Genomic DNA, 25006 nt, shown 5'->3' with positions numbered 1-25006 from the left:
CAGCGAGGCGCAGTGGGATGACCTGACGATATGTCCGCCGATGGGGCACGGCCACTCGGCGGCCACCGGCGGGACACGGGTGCTCCGCTGGGGGGCGGCGGCCGGATCACCCGGGCGGTGGCCCTTCCGTGGCAGGGTCCGCACGGCTCTTCCAGGATGGGGACTCCGACGGAAGGAGTGGCGTTGTCCACGATCCTGCTCGTCCGCTGGGCGGTCGTCGCGGCGTCCCTGGCGGCCTCCGCGTTTCCCGTCCACGCCGCCGATCACCCCGCCGGCCGGTCCGCCGGTGACGAGCGGCCCGTGCTGTTCGTCAGGCCCCTCGGGCACTACGGCCGCGGCGAAGCGGAGGGCCTCTATCCGCCCGTGTCGCTGCTCGTCGCGCCCACCGTCGGCCTGCTCTCCAACGCGAGCGCCGCCGAGGGCATCTCGCCGTCCACCGCCCAGGGCTCGCGGTACGTCGCGCGGAGCAACGTACTGCGGTTGCCGTCCGGCCGCTGGAAGTACCTCCCCGCGGGCCGGACGGCCTCGGCCGTGGTGGACCCGGACGATCCGGCGGCCTGGCAGCAGATCGCGGAGAGCCGCGCCTGGCTGGCGTCCGGCAAGGTCCCCGGCAGAACGCCCGAGCAGCGGGCGGCGGCCGAGCGGGCGCTGCTGGCGATGCGCGCCCTGCTGCAGCCCAACGGGGCCATGGCGGCGGGGTGGACCCCGGGCTGGAAGTACAACTGGCCGCGCGACTCCAGCTTCGCCGCGGCCGCGTTCGCGCACACGGGCCACGACGCCGAGGCCTACCGGATGCTCCGCCACAGCGCCTCCACCCAGCGCGAGGACGGCACCTGGGAGGCACGGACGAAGCTCGACGGATCCGGCCCGCCGGACGGCAGACGGTGGCAGCTGGACGCCAACGGCTGGGTGCCCTGGGCCGCCTGGCAGTGGTACCGGACCGCGCCGCAGGCCGGCCGGGGCGAACGGCTGCGCGCGCTCTACCCGATGATCCTCAAGGCGGCCGACCGTGCGGCGGCCTCGCTGGCCGCGGACGGATTGCCCCCGGGCTCCCCCGACTACTGGGAGCTGGCGACGGCCACCGCGAACATCGGTACGGCGGCTCCCCTGCTCGCCGGTCTCAACGCGGCCGCGGACCTGGCCGTCGAGGCGGGCCGGCCGGACGACGCCCGGCGCTGGGCCGGTGCCGCGGGGCGTCTCTCGTCCGGGATCGCCGCGAAGTTCGCGCCCCTGGGCTACCAGCGCACCGCCGACGGACGGCACGGGCGCGACAGCGCGGTGGCGTTCATGGCGCCGCCCTTCAACGCGGCCCCGGCGGACCTGCCCCGGGCACTGGACACCACGTACGACGCCCTGCTGCTGCCCAACGGCGGCCTGACCCCGGGGAACGACCCCACGGCTCCGTGGGGCGGGGCCGCCTGGACGCCCAGTACCGCCTTCTTCGCGCTGGCCTGGGCCGGTACGGGGCAGACGGCGAAGGCCCGCGGGGTCCTGGACTGGGTCCTCGCCAAGCGCAATTCGCTCGGTGAGCTGCCGGAGAAGGTGGACGACGCGGGCCGGCCCGCGTCGATCGCGCCGCTGGCCTGGACGGGCGCCATCACGGTCCTCTCGCTCGTGGCACTCGACGGGACGGCCCTTCCCACCCCGCCCTTGCGGCGCTAGGTCCCGTCGACCCGGCCTGATCGGCGAAACAGCCCCTGGAGGCCTGAGGGCCGCCGGGTCAGACGGGGTCCGTCGCCCCGTCGGCCGGCGGCGGGGCGGTGCGGACGCGCTGCAGTGCGGCGAGGAGGCGCTCGTACGCGCGCCGCTCGGCCGCGACCGCGCGCCGCAGCGGCGGGTGGTGCGGATCGCGCCGTGCGCGGGCCTGCCCGGCTGCGGTGGCGCGGAGGGCCCGCGCCCGGTCGAGGGCGCTGACCGCCTCGGCGCACCGGGGGTCGAGGAGCCGGTGGTCCAGGACCTCGGCGAGGGCGAGGTCGGCCAGCGTGCCCAGGCGGTCGAGCGCGGCGGCGCAGGACGCGGGCGCCGACTCGTCGCAGGGCGTCTCGAGGGCCCGGGAGAGGGATCCCAGCCTCGCGTGGAGCTCCGGGTAGCCCCAGGCGGGCGCGGTGTCGTTGCGGCAGGCGGTGGCCAGGGCCGCGAGGGAGGCCACGGAGGCTATGGCGCGCAGGGTGCCCGTTCGCACGCACCGGTGGGATATGCGGAAGGGGGTCACGGGAAGCCCGATCGTCCGTTGGTCGGTGTCCGGCCGCCGTCGGCATGCGAAGGGGCCGGGCCGCCATCGTCACCCGTCCCGACCCGCGCGGCCACCCGGAGGCTCCGGCAGGCGCGCACGCCGCCGGGGCGGCGCCGACCTACGGCAGCGGCGCGACCGTCGAGGGCGGGACCGCCCGGTGCCACGGGGAGGCGGCCCCGCTGCCGGAGTGCTCGGATCCGGCCGCAGGAGCCGCCGTGACGACGTGCAGCTCGGCGTCCAGGCCGAGGGCCGCCGCGAGGGACGGACCGCCGGCCGGTGCGGCCAGGCCCGCAGGGGCGCCGGTGTACAGCATCTGGGACTCCTGCCAGGACGGCGGGCCGTCCGTGTCCGCCATTCCGATCGTGCCCGTGCCGGCGCGGCCCGCGAGCAGGTGGCCCGCGACGCCCACGGCTCCGTAGCCGGCCTCGCCTCCCGCCTCGGCGACCGGGGTGAACCCGGGCGCGGCGCCGCCCGCGGTGGCGAGGGTGGTCAGCACGGTGCCCGTGCCGGGCCGGCGGAAGTACAGGCGTACGCCCTCGCCCTCCGGGCTCGCCGAGAGCACGCCGGTGGTCTGCGGCAGCGCGCTCTGCACCGGGTCGCCGAGCGGCCCGCCGGGGGTCCGCTCGACCCAGGCCAGCACGGATCCGGTCGTCGCCGCGTACACGTGGCGCCGCCCCGACGCGTCGGTCGCGGTGACCGGGTCGCCCTGGAGACCCGCGCCGCCCAGGTCCCGCCACGCGCCGAACCCGCCGCCCGGGGTGTCCTGCGCGCGGGCGCGCAGGGTGCGCCGGGAATCGCGTACGTACACCGTCATCCGGCCGGTGCCGTCCACGGCGACGGCCGGTCCGCTGATCGCCGAGGTCACGGAGCGGTCGGCCTGGTCCGGACTGCCCAGCGACTGCCACGGCCCGAACAGCCCGTCGGGGGCGTTCTGGACGGCGTACACGAGGTCCCGGCCGTACTCCTTCGGGGCCGTGCCGAGCGTGGTGCGGGTGGCGAACACCGCGATCCTGCCGTCGGGGAGGCGGGCCGCCGTCGCCCCGGTGTCGAGGCCGGTGCCCGGGAGGAAGCGCGGGCCCTGCCAGGTGCCCTTCGGGCCGCTGCGCGACCAGTAGGCCATCCGGCCGTCCAGCACGGCGAAGGCCCACAGCCGGCCGGCCACACCTTCGGTCATCCAGGAGGTGCTGTCGCCGCGGCCGTAGCGGATGGTCTGGCTCCAGCCGGCTCCGGTGGGCCGGGTCGCGGTCTTGCGGTCGCCGCATCCGGCCGGGCTGCCGCACCAGTCCTGGTGGTCCGTCCAGGCGTAGGTCTTGAGGTAGCCGAGCTTCTCCTCGGCCGTCCGCGGGTCGAGCGTCGGGGGCAGCGAGCTGTTGGGGTAGCTCACGTAGTTCTGGACCGAGAAGTGCGGCCGGTCCGCCGACCGCGCGTAGCGGGCGGTGGCGGCCTGGACGAAGCGGGCGCCGTACATGTGGTCCTGGTGGTCCAGGAAGGCTCCGCTCTTCTCGGAGCGGCCGGGGGTGGGGTCCTGCGTGCGTATCGCGGTCGGCGCGTACATGCGGAACACCTGCGCTATGGCCTCTATCGCCTGGTCCCGGGTGTACGAGAACACCTGCTTGACCGGCGTCCCGGAGGTCAGTTGGGCGCCCAGGGCCGGTATCCGGCCGTCCCACAGGCCGCGCAGGCTGTCGGGGTTGTCGTCGGAGATGCTGCGGGCCTCGCGCAGCTGCATCCACACCAGATTGACCTCGGGCCTGGCGACGAGGACGTCCACCTCCGCGCTGCCCCCGCCGGCGGTGGGGACGGCCGTCCGCTTCCAGGCGCTGGTGCGGACTCCGGTGGCCATCTCCGCGTAGGCGGCCCGGATGCCGTTCTGCCGGGCCTCCGCGTAGGCGGCCCGGTCGGCGGGGCGCGCCGTGTCCTCCAGGTGCGGGCTGTGGGCCTCGTTGCGGCCGTCGGACTCGCCGGAGGTCAGGTAGACGGTGGTGACCTTCACGCCCGTCGATATGGAACGGCTCACATCGGGGTTCATGAAGAACAGGTCGTCGTCGGGGTGCGCGACGACCTGGAGGACGGAGCCCTCGGTGACGCTCGCCGGGACGGCCGCGGCGCGAGCGGCCGGCGACCGCTCGGCCTCGTCCACGTAGGCCCAGGCCGTGACACCGGCGACGCCGACGGAGAGCACGGCGAGCGAGGCCGCGAGGCGGGTGCGCCTGGCCAGGGACATCTGAAACGCCTTGAGGATCGGTCCGGTGCGGGAAATCCGCTGGGGAGTCAGTCGGTGTCCCGATGGCTCCACTGCTTCCGGAGACGACCGGCCGCCGATTATGCCTCACGTGGATCCGGCTGACACACCATCAAGGCGAATACGGGAGCGAATTGCCGCAAATAAGACATATCGCCAACTTACGCGCATCTACTGCCTTTTGAGGCGGTGTAACGGCGGGTCCACTCAGACCGGACCCGGATAATGGCACGACGCCGGGCCTATGCGAGACGGGGAGAAGAAGAGCCATGACGCTGAAGGAGGGCCAGCGGGTGAAGCTGGCCGCGGACATCGGGCTGACGGATGCGGTGGCGATGGCGGAGGGCCCCGCGACCCCGGCGGGGGCCGTCGCCGGGTTCCTGTCCTTGGCGGCCGGCACCGAGGGCACGGTCGAGAGGGTGGCCGAGGACCGGAATCCGGGCGAGGAGGTCCGCGAGTACGAGCGTCTCAAGTCGCTCCTGGATTCCTTCGGCCCCGACATGCCCCCGGAGAGCAGGCGACAGCTGGAAGAGAAGGTCGGCTCCCTGGAGCCCGCTTGGACCGCCTACCAGGAGAACGGGCCGCGCGTGACGGCGCGCGTCCGCTTCGACAACGGGTTCATCCTCGACGGCGCGCACGAGGACGTCTTCACCCCCGCCTGACCCCGGGGCATCCGACCCGCCGGCCCGGGGTAGACGCAGGCCGCGGGGTGCGGTCCTGGCCCTGATGGCTGCGACGGGGGCCGCATCCCGTCCGGCCCGCGCTCACCGCCGCCACGGAAGCGGCGGGCGCCGGGCACAGCGGCTACGCGAAAGACGGTGAGGGCCATGGCGCGTCCGGTGTGGGCGGGGGTTCTGTCGTTCGGGCTGGTCAGCCTGCCGGTCGGCCTCTACACGGCGACCGACAGCCACACGATCCACTTCCACCAGCTCCAGCGCGGCACCTCCGACCGGATCCGCAACCGGCGCGTGAACGAGCGGACGGGGAAGGAGGTCGGGCTCGACGACATCGTCAAGGGCTTCGACACCGGCGACGAGTACGTCCTGGTGGAGCCCGAGGAGCTGGACGACATCGCGCCCGGGCGCTCCCGCACCCTGGAGATCAGCGGGTTCGTCGACCTCGACCAGGTCGATCCGATCTTCTTCGACAAGACCTACTACGTCGGCCCGAAGGGCAAGGAGTACGGCAAGGTGTACGCCCTGCTGGAGAAGGCCCTCGCGAAAGCGAACCGGGCGGGCGTGGCGACCTTCGTCATGCGCGGCCGCGAATACCTAGTCGCGCTGAAGGCCGAGAACGGCCTCCTGACCCTCCACACGCTGCACTGGGCCGACGAGATCCGCGACCCCTTCGACGAGGTCCCCGACCTCCCCGAGAAGACCCGGGTCAGCGCGGGTGAGATGCGGATGGCCGAGCAGCTGATCGGCGCGCTGTCCGTGGACTGGGACCCCGAGGCGTTCCGCGACACCTTCCAGGAGAAGGTCGCCGCCCTCATCGAGGCGAAGAAGGCCGGCGAGAGCGTCGAGAAGGCCGAGCCCCCGGCCAAGGCCACGGGCTCCGTCGACCTCATGGAGGCGCTGCGCGCCAGCGTCGAGCGCGCCCGCAGCCCGAAGGACACCCGCGAGAAGGCCACGACGGCCTCGGGGAAGCGGGACGAGAAGCGGGACGAGAAGCGGGGCGGGAAGCCGTCGGGGACCAAGAAGCGGGTCACCTCCACGAGCGAACCGCTCCATGCCCTGACCAAGGCCGAGCTGTACCAGAGGGCCGCCGCCGCCAACCTCCCGGGCCGCTCGACCATGACCCACGACCAGCTCGCCGAGGCCCTGTCCGCCGGATCCCGGCGGTCCGGCAAGCGGTGAGGCCTGCCGGGCGGGGCCAGGGCCTGTCGTCAAACTCCCGTCTCGCCCGGAGGGCGGCCACGCGGCGTCTGGCGCGCGCTCTCGGCGTGCCGGGGGGAATCCCTCGTACTGGACGTCCGCGGAAGCGGCCCCGCGCCCTCGCCGTGAGACCGGCTCAGGCTTCCAGCCAGGCGCGCAGGAGGGACTCACGCACGCGCTCTTTCGGGGTCGTCTCCAGACCGTGCTCCCGGCCCCACGCCTCAATGGTCCGCGGGTCCGCCGTGCCTGCCACGAAGCGGGCGAGCAACTGCTGGGAGAGCGCCGTCTCCTCGGGTCCGTAGCCTCCGGAGGCCGCGGCGTACACCGTCACCTCTTCGTGCGCGTCCTCCGTCTGCAGGCGCAGCGTCATCTCGGGCGGCCGCTCTCCGGTGAAGGCGCCGATCGCGGCCGAGACCACCGATCCGACGAACTTCGAGGCGCGGCCCGACGCGCTTGCGGCGGGCACGTCCTCGACAGCCGCGGACCGCAGTCCCTCCCAGGACCACGTCCGGCGGCCGTCGGGGCCTTCGGCTTCCAGCCCGTCGGAGGTCAGCCGGACGAAGCTGCCCAGGGCGGACGGGGGCGACCCCACGTACACCGCGTCGGGAGTGACCCAGAACAGTCCGACCATCGCCACGAACGCACCCGCTCTCGCCGTACCGGCGGGCCCCGCGGGCCCGGCCCGTCACTCGTACCGGCCCTCCGGAAGGGAACGCCGCAGACACGCCGACGAGGGGCGGCCGGGTGCGGTTCCGCCCCCCACAGAGCGGAACCGCCCGCGCAGCGGCGAGCCCTTTGCCCGGTTTGTGAGAACCATTACGTTCTCGCCCGAATGGCGGACTTCCAGGGTCATCATGGGTGACCGGAACTGTCATCTACGCGCCCCTGCCGCGGCCCGCGAGCCGCCCGGCGACCGTCGGCGCCACAAGGAGAGACGTGCGACCTGCGGGCAGCTGGACGGGTAACTGGCGGATCGCGTTGCCGGTGGCGGGAGGTGCGGTCGTCCTCGGACTGGGCGGCCTCTACGTCGCCGGGCTGGCGGTCGGCGACGACGTCGCCTCCGGGACCCGGGTCCTGGGCGTGGACATCGGCGGCATGAGCCGGGCGAACGCGGAGAGCACGCTGGCCCGGGAGCTCGGACCGCGTGCCGGTGCGCCGATCCCGGCGCGGATCGGCGACCGCGTCGAGCAGATCTCCCCCGCCTCCATCGGCCTGTCCCTGGACGTCGCCGCGACCGCCGACCGCGTGGCCCGTACGGGTCACGGGCCGGCCGGTGTCATCAGCAGGCTCTTCGCCACCGGGGACCCGGACGCCGAGCCCGTGATCCGGACGGACGAGTCGACCGGCCGCGCAGGGGTCGAGCACCTCCGCGCGAGCACCGGGCAGCAGGTCCGCGACGGCTCCATCGCCTTCGACGCCGGCAGGCCGAAGGTGGTCGCGGCCCAGGACGGCGTCACCCTGGTCCAGGACGGGGCCCTCGACCTGCTCCGGAAGGCCTACCTGCGGCCGCGCCCGGACGCCGGGCCGGTCGTGCTGCCCGTTCGGCGCACCGAGCCACGCGCGGGGGCGGCCGAGACGGGACGGGCCCTGCGCGAGTTCGCGGAACCGGCGGTGTCCCGGCCCGTCACCCTCACCGTGGCCGGCACGCGCATCCCCGTCAGCCCCGTCGTCCTCGGCGAGCACCTGAAGATGCAGCCCGACTCCGCCGGCCGCCTCGTGCCGAGCCTGGACTCCGCCGGACTGCTCGCCGACCCCGCCGTGGCCGATCCGCTCGGGAAGGCCACCGAGCCGCCGCGCGACGCGGTGCTCGGCGTCGCGCCGGACGGCCGCGTCGTGGTCAGGGAACCGGGCCGCGCCGGCCGGCACGTCACCCGGGAGGCCCTCGGCCGGGCGGTGATGCCCCTGCTGACCCGCTCGGGCACCGACCGGAGCGCCGAGGTGGCCACCACGGTCATCCAGCCCGGGCTGAACGAAGCCGAGGCCCGGCGCCTCGGCATCAAGGAGAAGGTCTCCTCCTTCACCGTCCAGTTCCCGGCCGCCCCGTACCGGTCCACCAACATCGGCCGTGCCGTGGAACTGATCAACGGCTCCGTGGTCATGCCGGGGCAGGAGTGGAGCTTCAACCGCACGGTCGGCGAGCGCACCAAGGAGAACGGCTTCGTCGACGGCATCATGATCAACGACGGCCGGTACGTGAAGTCGCCCGGCGGCGGCGTCTCCGCGGTCGCCACCACGATGTACAACGCCATGTTCTTCGCCGGCCTCAAGCCCCTCGAGCACGGGGCGCACTCGTTCTACATCGAGCGCTACCCGGAGGGCCGCGAGGCCACCGTCGCCTGGGGCAGTCTCGACCTGCGCTGGCTCAACGACTCCGGTCACCCCATCTACGTCCAGGCGCAGTCGACCGACACCTCGCTGACGATCACCCTCCTGGGCACGAAGAAGTACGACGAGATACGCGCCACCAAGGGCCCGCGCACCCACGTCACCCAGCCCGCCAAGCTCACGGCCACCGGTCCGGAGTGCGAGGTCCAGACGCCTCTGGAGGGCTTCGACGTGACCGTCGGCCGGATCTTCGTCAAGGACGGCCGTGAGGTCAGGCGCGAGGAGCACACCACCCACTACACCCCGCGCGACGAGGTCGTCTGCGAGCCCGGGACGGCGCCCGGCACGGCGCCCGGCGCCACGCCGTCCCCGGCGGCGGACGCCCCGGCCACCGCCGCCGGCGCCGAGCTCCCGGCGCAGGGCCGGTAGGAGCAAGAAATCGTCACCTCAGGTGACCGTCGGAACGCACACGCGCCCGCCGGGCGCCTGTGAGCGCCGGAAGTGCTACAACTGGGGACGTGACCACCCTTCCTCGCCACCCGTACCGGGCCGTTCGGTGCGGTCACCCCTGAGCAAGGGATTCAAAAGCGTCGCCGGACAGGTGTTCGTCCTTCAGGTGGCGATCGTGGTGTTGCTCGCCACCGGTGCGCTCGTCGCCCTGCTCCTGCAGTCCCGTCACGATGTCGAGCGGGAGGCGCGCAACCGGTCGATCGCCGTCGCCGAGACCTTCGCCCACGCCCCCGACGTCCAGGAAGCGCTGCGGACGCCCGATCCGTCCGCCATCCTGCAACCCCTCGCCGAGGTCACCCGCAAGGCCGCCGGGGTGGACTTCATCGTGGTGATGGACACCCACGGGATCCGCTACAGCCACCCCCAGCCCGACCGCATCGGGAAGCGCTTCGTCGGCACCATCGAACCCTCGCTCGCCGGCCGGGTGCACACCGAGAGCGTCGACGGCCCGCTGGGCCAGGAGATCCAGGCGGTGGTGCCGGTCACGGCGCCCGACGGCCGGGTCGTCGCGCTGGTGTCCGCGGGTCTGACCGTGGAGCACGTCACCGGCGTACTGGACCGCCAGTTCCCGGTCATCCTGCTGGCCATCGCCACCGGCCTGGCCCTGTCGACCGCCGGCACGGCCCTGATCAGCAGGCGGCTGCGCCGCCAGACCCACGGGCTCGGCACCCAGGAGATGACCCGGATGTACGAGCACCACGACGCGGTGCTCCACTCCGTCCGCGAAGGGGTGCTGATCACCGACGGCGACGGGCGACTGGTCCTGGCGAACGACGAGGCCAAGCGGCTGCTCGGACTGCCCGAGGGGGCGGAGGGCCGCCGGATCGGGGACGTGCCGGGCCTGGACAGCCGGATGGCCGACCTGCTGCTCTCGGGCCGGGTGGCCACCGACGAGGTCCTGGAGGCGGGCGACCGGCTGCTCGTGGTCAACCAGCGGCCCACCCACCCCCGCGGCCGGGCCGAGGGCGCCGCCGTCACCATCCGCGACTCCACCGACATGCAGGTGCTCACCGGCCGCGCCGAGGCGGCCCGCAAGCGCCTGAGGCTGCTGTACGACGCCACTGTGGACATCGGCACCACCCTCGACGTGACGCGGACCGCCCAGGAGCTCGCGGACGTCGCCGTACCCCGGTTCGCGGACTTCGTCACGATCGACCTGGCGACCCCGGTGCTCGACGGCGACGAGCCCGGTGCCGACGCCGACATGCTGCGCACCGCGGTCAGCGGCATCCGCCCCGACCACCCGCTCTACCCCCTCGGCCGGCTGATCGACTTCAAGCCCTCCACCCCCCAGGCGCGCGGCTACGGCACCGGAGAGGCCGAGCTGGTGCCCGACCTGGCGGACGCCCCGGGCTGGCGCGCCCAGGACCTCCAGCGGGCCGAGGCCATCCTCGCCTTCGGGATCCACTCGCTCATCGCGGCCCCGCTCAAGGCCAGGGGCGTGGTCCTCGGAGTGGTCAACTTCTGGCGCGCCGCCAAGCCCGAGCCCTTCGACGAGGACGACCTCTCGCTTGCCGAGGAACTCGTCGCCCGCGCCGCCGTGGCCATGGACAACGCCCGCCGCTACACCCGCGAGCACACCCTCGCCGTCACCCTCCAGCGCAGCCTGCTGCCGCGGGCCCTGCCCGAGCAGAGCGCCGTGGACGCGGCCCACTCCTACCTGCCCGCGCAGTCCGGGGTGGGCGGGGACTGGTTCGACGTGATCCCGCTGCCGGGCGGCCGGGTCGCGCTGGTCGTGGGGGACGTGGTCGGGCACGGCCTGCACGCGGCGGCCACCATGGGGCGGCTGCGTACCGCGGTGCACAACTTCAGCTCCCTCGACCTGCCGCCGGAGGAGATCCTCGCCCGCCTGGACGACCTCGTACAGCGCATCGACCACGACGACGGGGACGACACGGACGGCGGCGTGCTCGGGGCGACCTGCCTGTACGCCGTCTACGACCCGGTGTCCCGCAACTGCGCCCTGTCCCGGGCCGGCCACCTGCCCCCGCTGGTGGTCGCCCCGGACGGCAGCACGCACTTCGTCGACCTGCCGGCCGGCCCGCCGCTCGGGCTGGGCGGCATGCCCTTCGAAACCGCCGAGCTGCACCTGGCCGAGGGCAGCCAGCTCGTCATGTACACGGACGGGCTGGTGGAGCAGCGGACGCGGGACATCGGCGAGGGGATGGAGCTGCTGCGCTCGGCGCTGGCCCACCCCGGCCGGGACCCGCACGAGAGCTGCCGGGCCGTCCTCGCCGCCATGCTGCCTTCGCGGCCGACCGACGACGTGGCGCTGCTCATCGCCCGGACCAGGACCCTCGGCCCCGACCGGGTGGCGCAGTGGGACGTACCGTTCCAGCCGAGCGGGGTCGGCGTGGTGCGCAACCTCGCCGCGGCGAAGCTCGAGGAGTGGGGGCTGGACGAGCTCGCCTTCACCACGGAGCTCATCCTCAGCGAACTGATCACCAACGCCGTCCGGCACGGCAGCGCGCCGGTACGGGTCCGGTTGCTCCACGACCACGTGCTGACCTGCGAGGTGTGGGACGGCAGCAGCACCGCCCCGCACCTGCGGTACGCCGCCACCACGGACGAGGGCGGCCGCGGGCTGTTCCTGGTGGCACAGCTCAGCGAGCACTGGGGTACCCGGTACACCCCCGAGGGCAAGGTGATCTGGGCGGAGCAGCCGCTGCCCGGTCCCTCGGGCGGCGTACCCCCGGAGGTCGACGGGGAGCCGGGACCGTAGCGTGAAGGCGTGCGCCCCCCGCGCCCCCTCTCCGCATCCGTGACCGCGGTCGCCGTCGCCGTCGCCGTGCTGTGCGCGAGCGCGACGCCCGGTTGCTCGCCGCCTCCTCCGCAGCGGGCCCGGGTTCCCGTGCGGGCCCCCTCACCGGTGCTCGCGGCGGAGGTCACGGACCCGCCCCCGGCGAAGCTGGGCGCGAGCATCCGGGCCGGTTGCCCGGTCCCGGCGGAGCGGCTGCGGCTGATCCGGATGAACCACTGGGGCTTCGACGGCAAAGTCCACCGCGGCGAGCTGATCGTCCACCGGGACGCGGTGAAACCGCTGCTGTACGTCTTCGGCCGGGCCTTCGAGGCACGCTTCCCGATCCGACGGATGCGCGTGGCGGCCGCGTACGGCGGCGACGACCGCGCGGCCATGGCGGACGACAACAGCTCCGCCTTCAACTGCCGGCCGGTGACCGGGGACCCCGGGAGGCAGTCGCGGCACGCGTGGGGCCTCGCCGTGGACATCAACCCGGTGGAGAACCCGTACGTGGACGTGCACGGGCTCCTGCACCCGGCGGCCGGCCGTCCCTACCTGCGCCGGGACCCGCTGCGCCCCGGGATGATCGCGGAAGACGGGGTCGTCGCCACCGCGTTCCGCCACGTCGGCTGGTACTGGGGCGGCCGTTGGTCCAACCCGGACTACCAGCACTTCTCGTCGGACGGCGCATAGGCGGTCTCCGACAGCGGTTCGGGCCGGCAACGCGGTCGCCGGCCTTGCGCCGCCGAGGGCCCCGCCGGTGTGCTGATCGGCGGGGCCCTCTTTCGCGGTCGGTCATCGGCTCCTCAGGGGGTCTCACCCCCTCGCGGCCGCTTTCGGGCCATCCGGAACCAGGCCGCCGTCGACAGGGTGCGGGGGGCGGATCGCGGAAGCGTCACCGCGCCGGTGGCGCCGGGCGGGCCGGGCCACGGGGCCTCGACCTCGTCGTGGAGGGCGGTGGTCATCGTCGAGGCGTGGGCTGCGCTGGTGGTCACGCGTACGGCTCCTGCCGAAATGGCGGCCGCGAGGAGGGAGGAGCGCTGCAGTCGGGTCATGGGCCTCTCCTGAGGGTGCGGGGGGTGCGGGGGACGGATGGCCGTTCCCCGGGACTGTGACTCCGGCGGCCTGCGTAGCCCGGAGGGTTGCGCCGGTGGGGCTGGTGGGGTGTGGCCTCGTGAGTCCATTGGGCCCCGGTGCGGGGCACTGCGTCACGCCACTGGACCTCGGGGCTTGACGGGCCGCGGGACCTGTCCGATCCTTCGCGCGGCAAGCCCGGGGGGCGCGGGAGCTGTGACCTCTGGCACCTCCCCTTGCCCTGGGGAGGAAGGGCTACCTAACTTGCATGTCATGGCTTCCGTTTCCCCCACTCCCGACACCCATCCGGACGAGTCCGGACCGGTCGATTTCGCCCTCGACCTCACCTCGCACGAGGCGCTCCGGCGGGTCCACGTCCTGGAGGCCATCGGCCCCGACTGGGACCCGATCGCGGTGCTGAGCGGGGAGGAGGCGGCGTACGACCTGCTCTACTCCGGGCTCGACGCGGAGCAGCAGCGCCTGTACGAGGAACTCGTGGCGGCGGGCGTGCTGCCCCGGCGAGGGGGCGGCCTTGCTGCCGCTTGATCCGCAGGCCGACATCGGGCGCCGGGCGTGGGTGGCCTGCCCGAGGTGTGACGACAGCCGTGGCTGCGAACCGTGCGGGGAGAGCCGTGCGTGCTCCGACCACTGGCGTTACATGCTGTCCCACACCGGCAGCCTCCTGCACCTGCAGTGCCCTTCCTGTACCCACGTCTGGGTGCACGAGAGCGGCTTCGGCGCCACCCGCTCCCTGTGGGACCGGGTCGTCAGCGGGTGGTCGCGCCGCTGAGGCCGGACCCGCGGAGCGGCCTCGTAGGCCGTCGGGGGCTTCGGGCCCGGGATGTGCGCCCTGCGGAACCGGGTCATCATGGCGGAAGCGGCCGGGCCCGCCTGCGGGGGCCCGGCACGAGAGGGACGGACCCCACGTCCCGGTCGGGAGGCGCAGCGTGGAACTGGACGAGTCGCGCAGGGCCTGGGCCGCGATCGCCACTGTCATCGCCGTCATCCTCGCGAACCTCCTGGCGATCATCCTGATGAACGCCCTCGGGCGGTGACCGGGTTCGCGCAGATCCGTGGCACCGCGGGTCAGAGGTTCTGGATCGGGACCGGGTGCGGGGTCGGGAGCGGAAGGGGGGACGGGTCCAGCCGGCCGGGCCTGTGCTCGCAGTACACCCTTCGCTCGTAGAACTTGCAGCCCGGCATGTTCTTCACGTCCTGAGGCGCGCCGCCCTTGCCACTGCCCGGGTCCTTGCCGCTGCCCGGGGTCTTGCCGCTGCTCCGGGCCTTGCCCGGCTCTCCCACGGGACCGCCCTTCACGTGTTCCCCGGGCTCCGCCCGGACCCGGTCCTCAAACGCCGGACGGGCTGAAAGGAGGCCCCGGCCCCGCGAGGCACGGTCATGCCACCACACCTCGGGGCTTGACAGGCAAGGGCCTCGTCGCCCCCGCGCCGCGGGACGGTCCGGTGCCGCCGCTCGGGGGAACACGCGTCCCGGGCCCGCCTGAGGACCGGCCGTGCCGGGCTCCGAGCTGGTTGGGTGGGCCGATGAAGTACTTCGTGACGGTACGGGCGAGCCAGGCGGACTACGACGCGATGGAGGGGAAGGAATCGCTCACCTCCCCCCGGTGGGGCCCTGACGAGATCACGGCCATGGTCGCCTTCATGAGCGAACTCAACTCCGAACTCGCCGCCTCCGGAGAACTCCTGGACGCGCAGGGGCTCACGGCACCCGCCGAGGCCCGGTTCGTCACCGGTTCTCCCGGCCGCGAACCGGTCGTCACCGACCATCCGTACACCGACACCGACGTGCTGACCGCGGGGTACTGGCTGCTGGAGTGCTCGGACCTGGACCGCGTCACCGAGATCGCGGCCCGGATCACCCAGTGCCCGGTGCCGGAGGGCTCCGCCGAGTACCCGGTGGTGATCCGCCCGGTCGGCGAAGCCCCGTCGGCATGAGCGCCGCATGAGCGGCAATCCCGACGACGCCCCGGCTCCCCCGCCCGCCGGTCCGGGGAAGGGGACCGCCGCCGGGCGCCCGGAGGTCTCCCGCGAGGAGTTCGACGCGCTCTTCGAGGCGGTCCGTACGTGGGGCCGGTGGGCCTCGGCCGAGCGCGGCGCCTGGAACGGGGTGACGGCGCGCCACGTACAGCGGGCCGCAGCCCTCGTCCGGTCCGGCACGGTCGTCCCGATGGGGCGGCCCTGGGACACCGTGGCCGGGCCGGACAATGCGAAGCCCGCGCTGCACTACATGTCCGAGCTCGGCGAGGGGGAGGCCTCGGAGCCCTCCACCTACAAGGACTTCCTCGGGGTGGACTATCACGGCAAGGGCGTGAGCCACCTCGACGCGCTGTCCCACATCGCGTACCGGGGGCAGCTGTACGACGGGCGCCCGGCGCGGGAGGTCATCGGGGCCGCCGGCGCCCGCTTCGGCGGCGTGTCGGCCCTCGGCGCCCTGGTGACCCGGGGCGTGCTCATCGACCTTCCCGCCGTCCTGGGGCTCCCGTGGCTGGAGCCGGGGCACGCGGTGCGCGCGCAGGACATCGTCGCGGCCGAACGGGCCCTCGGCGTGACGATCGGCGACGGCGATGCGGTACTGCTGCGGACCGGCCATTTCCGCCGCCGCCGGGAAGCCGGCCCCTGGAACCCCGACGCGGCGAGCGCGGGCCTGCACGTGGACGCCGTGCCGTTGCTCGCCGAGCGGGCCGTCGTGCTGCTCGGCGGCGACGGGGACAGCGACGTACGGCCTTCGCCCGTCGAGGGCCTGCGGTCGCCCGTCCACGCGCTCGCCATCGCCGGGATGGGGGTGCCGCTGCTGGACAACCTCGACCTCGAACCGCTGTCCGCCGCCTGCGCGGAGGCCGGCCGTTATGCGTTCATGCTCGTCGTGGCGCCGCTGAACGTCCCCGGCGGGACGGGCTCGCCCGTCAATCCGGTCGCGATTCTCTGAGTCGAAAAGTAGAAAATCGGAGGAATATACTCAAATCGGATGAAGCGCGATTATTCCGGTGAGGGAAGTGGTGCAGATGGGGGTCGTGTCGCACCACATCGGCCCCGTGCGCTCCCGTGACCGGTTCCTGCACGGCGACTCCGTCGAGTCGGTCCAGGCGAGCGTGAGAAGTCCGATCCTGAGCTCGTGGGAACGCAGCCGGCTCCTGGGCCTGTCACCGGACCAGTCCGAGCTCCCCTTCACGCAGGACTTCGAGGCGGACGGCCGGATCGTCCGCGCCGCCGAGCCCGTGCTCGACCGGCTGGAATCCATTTTCTCGGGCCGTCAGATGAACATCTGCCTCGCGGACGGCCACGGCACGGTGCTCCAGCGCCGCTTCGGAGACAGGTCCATGGTCCGGCACCTCCCCGCGATCCAGAGCGTCCCCGGTTTCGTGTTCGCCGAACGGTACGCGGGGACGAACGGCATCGGCCTGACCCTCGCCGAACGGCGGCTCTGCCAGGTCTACGGCGCCGAGCACTTCGCCGAGCGGTCCCAGTCGAGCGCCTGCACCGCCATCCCGGTCCGCGACCAGCTGAGCGGGCACATAGAGGGCGTCCTGTGCCTCGGTTACCCCCACACCGATGCGGATCCGGCCCTGGTCCCGCTGGTGCGCAGGGCGGCCGAGGCCATCGAACGACGGCTGATGGAGCAGAGTTCGGCGCGCGAGCGCGGCCTGCTGCAGGCGTACCTCGACGCCGGAATCCGTGCGCACGCCGGCGAGGGCGCGGGGAACGACTACGTCCTCGGGATGGACGAGCTGTTCCAGAGCGACCTGGACCGGACCGACGAGATGCTGCTCAAGCAGAAGGCCACGGAGCTGATGTCCGCGGCCCACCGGGCTGCCGCCGAGGTGTCCCTGTCCCACGACCGGCAGGTCACCCTCGTGAGCCGGCCCGTGACCAGCCCCTCCGGAGTGGAGGGTGTCGTCGTCGAAGCGCTCCTGCCCGGCGACTCGGAGCGGCACGCCCCCGCCCCGCCGGGCCGCCTCCACCCGCCCCCGGCGCAGGCCGGCGCGTCCGGCACGCCGGGCAGCGCCTCCGTCCCGGACTCCCCCACCGGCTCCGCCGAGGGCATGGTCCGGGGGCTCGTGCTCGTGGGCGAGCCGGAGGTCGGGAAGTACGCCATCGCGGCGCGACGGCGCCTGGAGTTGCTGGCCGAGGCCAGCAACCGCATCGGCACCACCCTGGACGTGACCCGCACCGCCCGGGAACTCGCCGAGACAGCGGTACCCCGCCTCGCCGACTTCGTCACCATCGACCTGCCCGAGGCCGTACTGCGCGGCGAGGAGTCCGCCCACCCCACCGCCGAAATGCACCGTACGGTGGTCCACGGCATCCGGGACGACTGCCCCTTCTACCCGGTGGGCTCGCACATCGCCCTTCGCCCGACCACCCCGCACATGCGTTCCCTGACCACCGGGCAGCCGGTGCTGGAGCCCGACCTGAGAGCCGCCCTCGGCTGGATCGCGCAAGATCCCGAGCACGCCGAACTGCTCCTGGCCCACGGCATCCACTCCCTCATCACCGTCCCCCTCCTCGCACGCGGCGTCATGCTGGGCATCGTCGGGTTCTACCGTTCCCAGGACCCCGCCCCGTACGGAGACGACGACCGCTCGCTGGCCCGGGAACTCGCCGCCCGCGCGGCCCTCTGCATCGACAACGCCCGCCGCTACACCCGCGAACACACCCTGGCCCTGGCCCTGCAGCGCAGCCTGCTGCCGCGCGGCCTTCCCGAACAGGGCGCCGTCGAGGTCGCCCACCGCTATCTGCCCGCCGAGTCCGGGGTGGGCGGCGACTGGTTCGACGTCATCCCGCTCTCCGGCACCCGCGTCGCCCTCCTCGTCGGCGATGTCGTCGGTCACGGCCTCCACGCCGCCGCCACCATGGGACGGCTGCGCACCGCCGCCCAGACGTTCGCCGAGCTGGAACTCGCCCCCGACGAGCTCCTCACCCAGCTGGACCACCTCCTGATGCGCCTCGACCGTGAGGCGGACCTGGAGAATCCGGCCTTCGGCAGCGCCGGCATCGTCGGCGCCACCTGCCTGTACGCCATCTACGACCCCACCTCGCAACGGTGCACGATGGCCCGGGCCGGCCACCCTCCGCCCGCGCTCGTCCGGCCCGACGGCCACGTCACGTTTCCCGACCTGCCCGCCGGCCCTCCCCTGGGCCTGGGCGGGCTGCCCTTCGAGTCGGCCGAGATCCCCGTCCCCGAGCACAGCAGGCTGGTCCTGTACACCGACGGGCTCATCAAAGAGCGCGACGGTGACGTCGACGTGGCCCTCGCCGATCTGCGCCGCGCCCTGGCCCACCCGGACCGCGACCCCGAGGACACCTGCCGGGCGATCTTCGACGCCATGGCTCCCGACCACCCCGCCGACGACATCGCACTCCTGGTCGCCCGCACCCACGCCGTGCCCGCCGACCGGATCGCCGCCTGGGACCTGCCCTCCGACCCGGCCCGTGTCTGCGACGTCCGGGCGGCCGCCATGGGACAGCTGGCCCGGTGGGGCCTGGAGGAGTCCGCTTTCGCCGTCGAACTGCTGCTCAGCGAGCTGGTCACGAACGCCGTCCGCTACGGCACCGGGCCCATCCGGGTGCGCCTCATCCGCGATCACGCCCTGATCTGCGAGGTGTACGACAACAGCAGCACCGCCCCGCGCATGCGGCATGCGGCCACCACCGACGAGGGCGGCCGCGGCCTGTTCCTGGTCGCGCAGCTGGCCCGGTCCTGGGGGACCCGCTACACCCCCCACGGCAAGGTCATCTGGGCCGAGTGCGCCGTGGACGGCCTGCCGGTGTGACCCGCGCGCCGGGCGTTCGGGCGTGGTAAATACCGGAGATACAGGGTCAGATCGGCATAGAATCCCCCTTGCAGTCGGGAAGAACTCGGAGGCCGACCCCCGGAGAAGTCTGTGCATGACGCTCCCGACCCCTCGACCAGCGACCCCCTCGTCCGCATGCGCGGCCTCGGCAAGCGGTTCGGCGGCACCCTCGCGCTGGCCTCGGTCGACCTCGACATCCACCGGGGCACCGTCCTCGCCCTGCTCGGTCCCAACGGAGCCGGGAAGTCCACCCTCATCAAGGTGCTCGCCGGGGTCCACCACGCCGACGAAGGCGAAGTGACGGTGGCCGGGCACCCGCTCGGCTCCCACGAAGCCACCCGGAAGATGTCCTTCATCCACCAGGACCTCGGTCTCGTCGAGTGGATGACGGTGGCCGAGAACATCGCCCTGGTCACCGGCTACCCGCGCCGCTGCGGCCTGGTGTCCTGGCGGCGGACCCGGGAGCGCAGCGCAGCCGCCCTGCGGATCGTCGCCGGGCACCTGGACGCCGACGCCCGGATCGCCGACCTGGCCCCCGCCGAGCGTTCCCTGGTCGCCATCGCCCGCGCCCTGGCGACGGAGGCCGAGCTCATCGTCCTCGACGAGCCGACCGCCACCCTGCCCGCCGCGGACTGCAGCCGGCTGTTCGGCGTCCTGCACGCCCTGCGCGACCGGGGGCACGGGATCCTGTACGTCAGCCACCGGCTCGACGAGGTGTACCAGGTCGCCGACGCGTTCGCCGTCCTGCGGGACGGCCGGCTGGTCGACCGGGGTCCGCTCACCGGCCACAGTCCGGCCCGTCTGGTGCGGGCCGTCGTGGGCCGTGAACCGGCCGGCCACGCGCCCGTCGCCGTCCCCGCCGGCGGCCCGCCGCGCCTGAGTCTCGACGGCGTGCGCACCGCCTCCTGCGGACCGGTCAGCCTCGACCTGCGGGCCGGCGAAATCCTGGGCCTGGTGGGCCTGACCGGCGCCGGCCACGCGGACCTCGGCCGCGCCCTCGCCGGGGCCCGGCCGATCCTCGGCGGGCGGGTGCTGCTCGACGGCCGTCCGTACCACCCCCGTACGGTCTCCGGGGCAGTCGACTCCGGCGTCGGTTTCGTCGCGGCCAACCGCCAGGAGGAGGGCTGCGCCCCGGAGCTGACCGTACGTGAGAACTTCTTCGCGAATCCCCGCGCGGTGGGTGTGCCGGCGTGGCGCTGGATCCGCCCGCGGCGCGAGCGCGCCGAGGCCACCGCTCTGATCGACCGGTTCTCGGTGCACCCGCGTGACAGCGAGGTGCCCATCGCCACCCTGTCCGGCGGCAACCAGCAGAAGGTCATGGTCGGCCGGTGGCTCCGGGGGACGCTGCGCCTGCTCGTACTCGAAGAGCCGACCGCCGGCGTGGACGTCGGCGCGAAGGAGACGGTCCACCGGCTGCTCGACGAGGCGCTGGCCCGCGGCCTGGCGGGTCTGCTGGTCTCCACCGATTTCGAAGAGGTCGCCGCCGTGTGCCACCGCGCTCTGGTGTTCGTCCGCGGGACGGTGGGCGCCGAACTGACCGGCGGTGCCCTCTCGGTCACCGAACTGACCCGGAGCGCCTCGGCCATGCCCCCCGTCACCGGAACCGCGACGAGCCGATGACCACCCCTCCCCCGCACCGATCCCTGCCGGCGCGCCCGCACGGGCACCTCATCGGCACCTACGGCCTCCTCACCCTGGCCGCCCTGCTCTTCCTGGTCTTCTCCCTCGCCCTGCCGGGGACCTTTCCCACGCGGGACAACATCACCTCGATCCTCTCCAGCCAGTCGATCCCCGCCCTCCTGGCGCTGGGCGCGACGATCCCCATCGCGTCCGGCAAGTTCGACCTGTCCCTCGGCTACGGGCTGGGACTCGCGCACGTCCTGGTGATGCAGCTCATCGTCAACGAGGGCTGGCCCTGGCCCCTCGCCTGCCTCGCCGTGCTCGCCGGAGGGGCGGTGGCCGGCGCGCTCAACGGCGTCATCGTCGAGTTCGGGCAGATCGACTCCTTCATCGCCACGCTCGGCACCGGCAGCCTGATGTACGCCGCCACCGGCCTGATCACCGAGGGCGGTCGGATCGTCCCCGGCCCGGACGGCCTGCCCGCCTCGTTCACAGGCCTCTACGACGCCCGGTTCCTCGGCCTGCCGGTCCCCGCCTTCTCCGTACTGGCCGTCGCGGCCGTCCTCTGGGTGGTGCTGGAGCGGCTGCCGTTCGGCCGGTACCTGTACGTCATCGGCTCCAACCCGCGCGCCGCCGGGATCATCGGCATCCCCACCCGTGCCTACTCCGTCCGCGCCTTCGCCGGATCGGGTCTGGTCGTCGGGTTCGCCGGTGTGCTGCTCGCCGCCCAGCAGCAGATCGGCAACCCCAGTGTCGGGCTGGAGTACCTGCTCCCCGCCTTCGTCGGCGCCCTGCTCGGGTCGACCACCATCAGACCAGGCCGCCCCAACGCGCTCGGCACCCTCGTGGCCGTCGCCGTGCTCGCCATCGGCCTCGCCGGGATCGGCCAGTTCGGCGCCCGGTTCTGGGCCACTCCGCTCTTCAACGGCGGCACCCTGCTCATCGCCGTCGGCCTGGCCGGCTATTCCGCCCGGCGCCGTCTGCGCGGCGGCGCCACCGCGTCCCGCCGGTCCACCGCCGGGGCATCCGCAGCGCCCCCGAAGGACAGTCCGCGCTAGATGACCTCGCCCACCTTCGTACGCGCACCCGCGTCAGGAGCACCGTGTACTCGAACCGCAAGACCACCGTCACCGCCGCGGCCCTGCTCGCGGCAACCGCCCTGGCCGCCGGCTGCGGGCGGGGGCCGTCGACCGGCACCGGGCCGGCGAGCGCCGGTTGCCCCACCGTCGTAGCGAAGGCCGCGGCGGCCGTCCAGCAGGCCGAGCGGACCGAGGGGTCGTGGACCGGCCCGACCAGCGGTCCCGCGGCGGTTTCCGGCAGGACCGTCGTCTACGTCGCGCAGACCATGACCAACCCCGGCGTCGCAGGCGTGGCGCAGGGCGTCGAGGAAGCCGCGAAGGCGATCGGCTGGGACCTCCGGGTGATCGACGGGGAGGGCACCCCCGCCGGTATCCAGGCCGCGCTCGGCCAGGCGATCACCCTGAAGCCTTCGGGCATCGTCATCGGCGGCTTCGATCCCCGTCTGACCTCGCAGCAGGTGGCGCGGGCCCGCGCCGCGCGGATTCCGCTCATCGGGTGGCACGCGGTGGATGCCCCGGGCCCGAGCGAGAACCCCCGGCTCTTCACCAACATCACCACGAAGGTGGAGGACGTGGCGAAGATCAGCGCGGACTGGATCATCGCCGAGTCCAACGGGAACGCCGGAGTGGTCCTCTTCACCGACGACTCGATCCCCTTCGCCAAGAAGAAGTCCGACCTGATCAAGAGGCAGCTCGCGACCTGCTCCGGCGTGAAGCTGCTGACGTCCGAGAACATCCCCATCCCGGACGCGAGCAGCCGCACCCCCCAGGCGGTCTCTTCCCTGCTGTCCCGCTTCCAGGACGAGTGGACGTACTCCGTCGCCATCAACGACCTCTACTTCGCCGACGCCGCCCCGGCCCTGCGCGCCGCCGGCAAACCGGGCTCCGGACCGCCCTTCAACATCGGCGCGGGCGACGGAGACCCGTCCGCCTTCCAGCGCATCGACAGCGGGCAGTTCCAGGCCGCCACCGTCCCCGAGCCGCTGTCCCAGCAGGGCTGGCAGATCATCGACGAATTCAACCGCGCGTTCGCCGGCCGCCCGGCCGGCGGCTACGTCGCCCCGGTCCACATCGCCACGTCCGACAACAGCGCCGACACCACCTCGTGGGATCCGCCCGGTTATCGCGAGGCGTACCGGAAGATCTGGCACCGGTAGTGACCGGACGGGGCGCGGTGCGGTGCCGGCCCGGGCGGGGTTTGTATCGGGCGGGTATCAGGGAGCGCTTCGTTGTCCATCGGATCTGCGCCCCGGGCCATGTCGGCCGTACGACGGGCCGGCTCGGCCCGGCGTCTGCCCTATCGTTCCTTCCAGGTCGCCGGCCGCGCGTGAGCGGACACGGGACCCGTGCCCGCCACCCGTCCGAACAGGAGTCGTCCGCCCGTGTCCTGGTCCGCCCCGGCTCCGGCCCCTCCGCCCACCGTGCGCGTGCTGCTGGTGGAGGACGACGAGCTGATGCGCCGTTCCTTCACCGTCGCCCTCGAGCGCTACGGCTACCGGATGACGGCCGTGGCCGACGGACTGGCGGCGCTGGAGCTCTTCCGCGAGGAGAGCTTCGACCTGCTGATCCTGGATGTGATGCTGCCCGGTCTGGACGGGATCGGCTTGTGCCGCAGGGTCCGGGAGACCAGCCTGGTGCCGGTCCTGATGATGTCGGCCCGCGGGGACGGGCTCGACGTCGTCGCCGGTCTGGAGGCCGGAGCGGACGATTACGTGGTCAAGCCCGTGGACACCTACGTGCTCGTGGCCCGCATCCGTTCACTGCTGCGGCGGGCGACCTACGCGCCCGTCCCGGGATCCGTACCTGAACAAGCCGCGGGCGACGCGTCGTCACCGTCCGGGGGCGACCTGCTGGTCTTTGGGGACCTCACCATCGACACCGGCGGCCTGGAGGTGTCCGTCTCCGGGAAGCCGGTGGCGCTGACCCCCACCGAACTGAAGCTGCTGCTGGAATTCGCCGCGCACCCGGGCATCGTGCTGGAGCGGCACACCCTGCTGCGGGACGTGTGGGAGTACGGCTGGGACGGCGACAGCCGGGTCGTGGACCTGTGTGTCCAGCGGCTGCGCGGCAAGCTGGGCCGGGACAGGATCGAGACGGTCCGCGGCTTCGGCTACAAGCTCAGGCGCTGAGACCGGTGGGCCCGTTCCACGCGCCGCGGCCGGCTGCCCGTGTGCCCCTGCGCTGGAAGATCGCCGCGCTGGCCGCCTCCACGGCCTGCCTCGTGGCGGCCGCGGTGGGCGTGCTGGTCCACCTGTGGACGGCGCACGACATCAGGGACCGGGCCGAGGCCCGCGCCTTCAACACCGTGTACTCGGCCATGGACATCTACCGGCGCACCGGAGCGCCGCCGGACGGTGCCGAGCTCGATCCCGCCGCGCTGCCCGCCGTACTGCGCCACCCGGCCGACAACGCCCGGCACACCGCCCCCGACGGGCGCGTCAACGGCAACGTGGGCCCGAGCGTCTGGGCCGCCCAGCGGGTCGGCGGCCCGGGAAGCCCGGTGCTGGCCGTTCAGATCAACATGGGCCCGGAGCTCTACGGGCTGCGCCGGCTGGACGTCAGCATGGCGGTGGCCTCGCTGGTGGCGCTCACGGCGGCCACTCCCATGGCGGTCTACGGGGCGGGACTGCTCGGCCGCCGGCTGAGGCGGGTCTCGCAGACCGCGGGCCGGATCTGCGCCGGTGACCTCGACGCCCGGACCGGGCCCACCAAGGGCCGCGACGAAGTGGCCGACATCGCGGCCACCGTCGACCTCATGGCGGACAGCCTCAGCCGGCGCCTGCGCACCGAGCGCCAGTTCACCGCGGACGTGGCCCACGAGCTGCGCACCCCGGTCGGCGGTCTGCTGGCCGCCGCCGACCTGCTGCCGAGCGGTGACACGGAGGATCTGCTGCGGGGCCGGGTGCGGGACCTGCGCGGTCTGGTCGAGGACCTGCTGGAGATCTCCCGGCTCGACGCCGGCGTGGAACAGCCGGTCCGCGCGCGCGTGCCGCTCGGGGCGGTCGTCGCCGAAGCGGTCGCGCGCACCGGGCTCGACACCGAGGTCGTCATCTCCCCTGAGCGGCCCGCGCCGCACGGGGAGGAGGTGGAGGGGGCGGAGGCGGAGGCGGAGGCGGAGGCGGAGGCGGCCGCGTCGGCCGTGGAGACCGACCCCCGCCGTCTCGAACGCATCGTCGCCAACCTCGTCGTCAACGCCCACCGGCACGGGGACGGCCCGGTCCGGGTGACCGTCGAGGGCCGTACGGTCGTCGTACGGGACCACGGGCGCGGCTTCCCCCACGACCTGTTGCGCCACGGACCCCGCCGCTTCCACACGGGCGCGAAGGAACGCGGCTCGGGCCACGGCCTCGGCCTGACCATCGCACTGGGCCAGGCCCGGCTTCTCGGGGCGGAGCTGCGCCTGGACAACGCCCCGGACGGCGGCGCCGTCGCCACCCTGCGCCTGCCGGCCGCCTGACCGGTCCCGCCCACCCCTACGCAACCGATACGAAGCGGAG

General features: G+C 73.7%; 21 protein-coding genes. 16 read left to right on the top strand and 5 right to left on the bottom strand.

Annotated features, from left to right (window positions below; translation table 11 throughout):
- Window positions 1–183: 183 nt before the first annotated feature.
- Entirely contained in the window at window positions 184–1662 is a 1479-nt protein-coding gene (locus ACIP5M_RS07150; RefSeq protein WP_401192996.1) for a hypothetical protein, read from the top strand.
- 58 nt (window positions 1663–1720) lie between these two features.
- On the opposite strand, the gene ACIP5M_RS07145 is transcribed toward ACIP5M_RS07150, so the two are convergent.
- Window positions 1721–2182, bottom strand: coding sequence for a hypothetical protein (locus ACIP5M_RS07145; RefSeq protein ID WP_401192993.1), 462 nt, complete (start codon window positions 2180–2182; stop codon window positions 1721–1723).
- A gap of 169 nt (window positions 2183–2351) precedes the next feature.
- A complete protein-coding gene (locus tag ACIP5M_RS07140) occupies window positions 2352–4457 on the bottom strand; it encodes a PIG-L family deacetylase (RefSeq protein ID WP_401192990.1) in 2106 nt (701 codons plus the stop codon).
- A 287-nt stretch (window positions 4458–4744) separates the two neighbouring features.
- On the opposite strand from ACIP5M_RS07140, the gene ACIP5M_RS07135 reads away from it, so the two are divergent.
- Both ACIP5M_RS07135 and ACIP5M_RS07130 read left to right on the top strand, forming a co-directional pair.
- Window positions 4745–5137: a hypothetical protein gene (locus ACIP5M_RS07135; protein ID WP_401192987.1), complete on the top strand. Its 393-nt coding sequence runs from the start codon at window positions 4745–4747 to the stop codon at window positions 5135–5137.
- Window positions 5138–5302: 165 nt separating this feature from the next.
- Complete coding sequence (locus ACIP5M_RS07130) at window positions 5303–6331, top strand: Ku protein (RefSeq protein WP_401192984.1); 1029 nt, start codon at window positions 5303–5305, stop codon at window positions 6329–6331.
- 154 nt (window positions 6332–6485) lie between these two features.
- Here the strand turns inward: ACIP5M_RS07130 and ACIP5M_RS07125 are convergent, their stop codons facing one another.
- Window positions 6486–6986, bottom strand: a complete 501-nt coding sequence (locus ACIP5M_RS07125; RefSeq protein ID WP_401192982.1) for a hypothetical protein — start codon at window positions 6984–6986, stop codon at window positions 6486–6488.
- 299 nt (window positions 6987–7285) lie between these two features.
- Here ACIP5M_RS07125 and ACIP5M_RS07120 point away from each other — a divergent pair, with 299 nt between their 5' ends.
- The 3 genes from ACIP5M_RS07120 (at window position 7286) to ACIP5M_RS07110 (ending at window position 12617) form a co-directional block, all read left to right on the top strand.
- On the top strand, window positions 7286–9103 hold the full coding sequence (locus ACIP5M_RS07120) for a VanW family protein (protein ID WP_401192979.1): 1818 nt from the start codon (window positions 7286–7288) through the stop codon (window positions 9101–9103).
- Between the two features lie 172 nt (window positions 9104–9275).
- Entirely contained in the window at window positions 9276–11906 is a 2631-nt protein-coding gene (locus tag ACIP5M_RS07115; RefSeq protein ID WP_401192977.1) for a SpoIIE family protein phosphatase, read from the top strand.
- 9 nt (window positions 11907–11915) lie between these two features.
- Complete coding sequence (locus ACIP5M_RS07110) at window positions 11916–12617, top strand: M15 family metallopeptidase (RefSeq protein ID WP_401192975.1); 702 nt, start codon at window positions 11916–11918, stop codon at window positions 12615–12617.
- A 113-nt stretch (window positions 12618–12730) separates the two neighbouring features.
- On the opposite strand, the gene ACIP5M_RS07105 is transcribed toward ACIP5M_RS07110, so the two are convergent.
- Window positions 12731–12979, bottom strand: coding sequence for a hypothetical protein (locus ACIP5M_RS07105; protein WP_401192973.1), 249 nt, complete (start codon window positions 12977–12979; stop codon window positions 12731–12733).
- A 292-nt stretch (window positions 12980–13271) separates the two neighbouring features.
- On the opposite strand from ACIP5M_RS07105, the gene ACIP5M_RS07100 reads away from it, so the two are divergent.
- Both ACIP5M_RS07100 and ACIP5M_RS07095 read left to right on the top strand, forming a co-directional pair.
- Window positions 13272–13544 (top strand): DUF6400 family protein, encoded by a 273-nt coding sequence (locus ACIP5M_RS07100; RefSeq protein WP_401192970.1) that lies wholly within the window; start codon window positions 13272–13274, stop codon window positions 13542–13544.
- Complete coding sequence (locus ACIP5M_RS07095; protein WP_401192968.1) at window positions 13531–13788, top strand: hypothetical protein; 258 nt, start codon at window positions 13531–13533, stop codon at window positions 13786–13788. Before ACIP5M_RS07100 ends, ACIP5M_RS07095 begins: the two co-directional genes overlap by 14 nt.
- A 296-nt stretch (window positions 13789–14084) precedes the next feature.
- Here ACIP5M_RS07095 and ACIP5M_RS07090 read toward each other — a convergent pair whose 3' ends face one another.
- A complete protein-coding gene (locus ACIP5M_RS07090) occupies window positions 14085–14300 on the bottom strand; it encodes a hypothetical protein (RefSeq protein WP_401192965.1) in 216 nt (71 codons plus the stop codon).
- A 242-nt stretch (window positions 14301–14542) separates the two neighbouring features.
- On the opposite strand from ACIP5M_RS07090, the gene ACIP5M_RS07085 reads away from it, so the two are divergent.
- The 8 genes from ACIP5M_RS07085 to ACIP5M_RS07050 all read left to right on the top strand — a co-directional run bounded on the left by ACIP5M_RS07085 (window position 14543) and on the right by ACIP5M_RS07050 (window position 24966).
- On the top strand, window positions 14543–14953 hold the full coding sequence (locus ACIP5M_RS07085) for a YciI family protein (protein WP_401192963.1): 411 nt from the start codon (window positions 14543–14545) through the stop codon (window positions 14951–14953).
- Between the two features lie 7 nt (window positions 14954–14960).
- Window positions 14961–15944: a cyclase family protein gene (locus tag ACIP5M_RS07080; protein WP_401192960.1), complete on the top strand. Its 984-nt coding sequence runs from the start codon at window positions 14961–14963 to the stop codon at window positions 15942–15944.
- Between the two features lie 76 nt (window positions 15945–16020).
- A complete protein-coding gene (locus tag ACIP5M_RS07075; protein ID WP_401192957.1) occupies window positions 16021–18789 on the top strand; it encodes a SpoIIE family protein phosphatase in 2769 nt (922 codons plus the stop codon).
- Between the two features lie 156 nt (window positions 18790–18945).
- Entirely contained in the window at window positions 18946–20430 is a 1485-nt protein-coding gene (locus ACIP5M_RS07070) for a sugar ABC transporter ATP-binding protein (protein ID WP_401193563.1), read from the top strand.
- Window positions 20427–21488 (top strand): ABC transporter permease, encoded by a 1062-nt coding sequence (locus ACIP5M_RS07065; RefSeq protein WP_401192955.1) that lies wholly within the window; start codon window positions 20427–20429, stop codon window positions 21486–21488. The genes ACIP5M_RS07070 and ACIP5M_RS07065 overlap by 4 nt, the downstream gene beginning before the upstream one ends.
- 44 nt (window positions 21489–21532) lie before the next feature.
- Entirely contained in the window at window positions 21533–22666 is a 1134-nt protein-coding gene (locus ACIP5M_RS07060) for a substrate-binding domain-containing protein (RefSeq protein ID WP_401192953.1), read from the top strand.
- Between the two features lie 297 nt (window positions 22667–22963).
- Entirely contained in the window at window positions 22964–23638 is a 675-nt protein-coding gene (locus tag ACIP5M_RS07055; protein ID WP_401193560.1) for a response regulator transcription factor, read from the top strand.
- A gap of 41 nt (window positions 23639–23679) precedes the next feature.
- Window positions 23680–24966, top strand: coding sequence for an ATP-binding protein (locus tag ACIP5M_RS07050; RefSeq protein ID WP_401192950.1), 1287 nt, complete (start codon window positions 23680–23682; stop codon window positions 24964–24966).
- Window positions 24967–25006: the final 40 nt, after the last annotated feature.

The organism is Streptomyces sp. NPDC088762, from assembly GCF_044750905.1.
Lineage (GTDB): Bacteria > Actinomycetota > Actinomycetes > Streptomycetales > Streptomycetaceae > Streptomyces.
Note: the sequence above shows the minus strand (reverse complement) of the source record. Positions and strands in the feature narration are given on the sequence as shown.